The 2024-nt window shown below is 67.4% G+C and carries 2 protein-coding genes and 1 pseudogene; 2 read left to right on the top strand and 1 reads right to left on the bottom strand.

The window, feature by feature from the left end; all coding sequences use genetic code 11:
• The coding region (locus tag ACWCQK_RS42375; protein WP_451164588.1) for an RNA-guided endonuclease InsQ/TnpB family protein at positions 1 to 727 on the bottom strand (727 nt) is incomplete at its 3' end.
• A 291-nt stretch (positions 728 to 1018) separates the two neighbouring features.
• Between ACWCQK_RS42375 and ACWCQK_RS42370 the strand changes: the two genes are divergently transcribed.
• On the top strand, positions 1019 to 1366 hold the full coding sequence (locus tag ACWCQK_RS42370; protein ID WP_451164586.1) for a hypothetical protein: 348 nt from the start codon (positions 1019 to 1021) through the stop codon (positions 1364 to 1366).
• 265 nt (positions 1367 to 1631) lie between these two features.
• Positions 1632 to 2024: pseudogene (locus ACWCQK_RS42365) on the top strand (IS5 family transposase); the annotation flags it as partial.

Here is a 2024-nt window from a genome sequence, read left to right as displayed (position 1 = left end):
GCCCCCGGGCAGGGCGCCGACGCGCCATCATCCGCTGATACCGGGCCAGACGCTGCGCCGCCTGCTTCCCGAACTCCGGATGCGGCAGATCATGCCCGTCGCAGGTGGTGGTGGCCGTCTCCGTCACACCCCAGTCGACACCCAGCACCCGCCCGGTCTCCGCAAGCGGCTGCACCTGGACGGCGACGACGAACGAGCAGTACCAGTGGCCGAGAGTGTCCTGGTAGACGCGCACACTCGAGGGGTCGCAGGGCAGGTCACGCGACCACACCACCCTCAGCACGATCCCGCCCGCGAGATGCAGACGGCCATCCTTCAGACGGAAACCCCGGCGCGTGTAGTTCAGCGTCGGCCGCGAATCACGCTTCTTCTTGTGCCGCGGCATCCCGGCCCGTCTGCGCATCGGCAGCCGGTCCTTGATGTCCTTCAACGCCTTCGCCCGGGACTTCCCGAAATCCCGAACGGTCTGCTGCTGCGGCACCGAAGAACCCTCGGCCAGCCAGGACATACACGCGCGTGCCTGCGTCAGCATCCGGTCCAGGGCTGCCGGCCCGCAGCTTTCCCCTTCGGCATGGGCCTTCTTGGACCGGGCCACGCATTCATTCCATATCCAACGGCACCGCGCCCACTCGGCATGCAGAAGATCGCGGGCGGTCGACGACACACGCAACCGGTAGGTGTACCGGGCACTCCCGGACACCCCGGCAGCATCCTGCGGCACCGTCACAAGAAAAATCGTATCCCAGGAAAGAGAATGGATCACCTCAACGAGAACCTGCCGAAGCCCCGTTGAGGAAGCTGACCTGCATACCGTCTCCCCGGTCATCAGGAATGGGCCACCCACTGCCTGCCGACTACCGCCCGGCCTGCGCTGACGGCCGATCGCCCGGGCGGCGATCGCCCATTCCCTGCCCTGCTCCGCAGGAGTCCGATTCCTCCCCGGCCTAAAGGCCAGGGCATCCTCGGAGAGCCCGGTGAGGCGCCGTTCGGCGCGGAGATCGACGCACCTCACATCGACATGCTGACCACGGCGTACACCGAGGACGGGCGACCGCTGATCGTCGGCGTGGTCGAGGAGGGCGAGGCCGTCTGCCGCTGGGACGCCGAGACGGGGGAAGAGGTCAGCCCGCCGATTCCGACCGCGGGGGAATTCGTGAGGATCGCGACGGCCACCGTGTCGGGCCGGATGCGGCTGTTCACCGCGGACCGCGACGTGGTGCGCCAGTGGGGCCTGCTGTCCGGCGAATCGTTCGAGCATTCATTCGTTGGATCCTTCGTCTCCGCGGTGTCCCTGCCGGACGGGAGCGCTCTCCTTGCTGCTGGGACGAAGCAGGGCGGGAAGGTGACCACCCACCACCTGGTCTGACTACCGAGGGCATCAGCGGGGCTGGCCGGCAGATCACGGTCCTCGGGGATCTACGTCGCCCCACGCCGAGTACGACGTGGAGATGGGGGGAGTCTTCCTGGCTCCTCATCGGGCCGTGTGGCAAGTCTGTTGCCAAGTTATGTGATCTTGTGAGCCTGCTGGCCAGGGCAGGCCGATGAGGTCGAGGGGCGGGTGTGGGGCTTAGAGGTCCTAACAGAAGCTGTTGATCATGTGACTGTCGGCCTGGTCGCTCGTTGGTCTTGTCGTGGGGAAGAGGGAGTCGCGGCCGTGGATCGTCTCGGACGAACTGTGGTCGCTCATCGAGCCGTTGTTGCCCAAGCCGGGGCCGAAGCTGGTCGAGGGCAGACCGCGGATCCCGGACCGGCAGGCCCTGTCCGGGATCCTGTTCGTGCTGCATACCGGCATCCAGTGGGAGTACCTGCCCCAGGAGCTGGGCTTCGGTTCGGGGATGACGTGCTGGCGGCGTCTTGCCGCGTGGAACGAGGCCGGCGTGTGGGAAGCGCTGCATCTGGTGCTGCTGAAGAAGCTGCGGGCGGCGAAGAAGCTGGACTGGTCGCGGGCGGTGATCGACTCCTCCCACGTCCGGGCGGCCCGACGCGGCCCAAAAGCGGACCCAGCCCCGTCGACCGCGCACGGC

The sequence above is a fragment of the Streptomyces sp. NPDC002306 genome, assembly GCF_053593435.1.
The sequence above is the reverse complement of the archived record's forward strand: the minus strand, read 5'-3'. Positions and strand labels throughout refer to the sequence as shown.

Bases quoted from the DNA above. Each gene is read 5' to 3' on its own strand.
- ACWCQK_RS42370 (WP_451164586.1), top strand. From the start codon at position 1,019: ATGCTGACCACGGCGTACACCGAGGACGGGCGACCGCTGATCGTCGGC.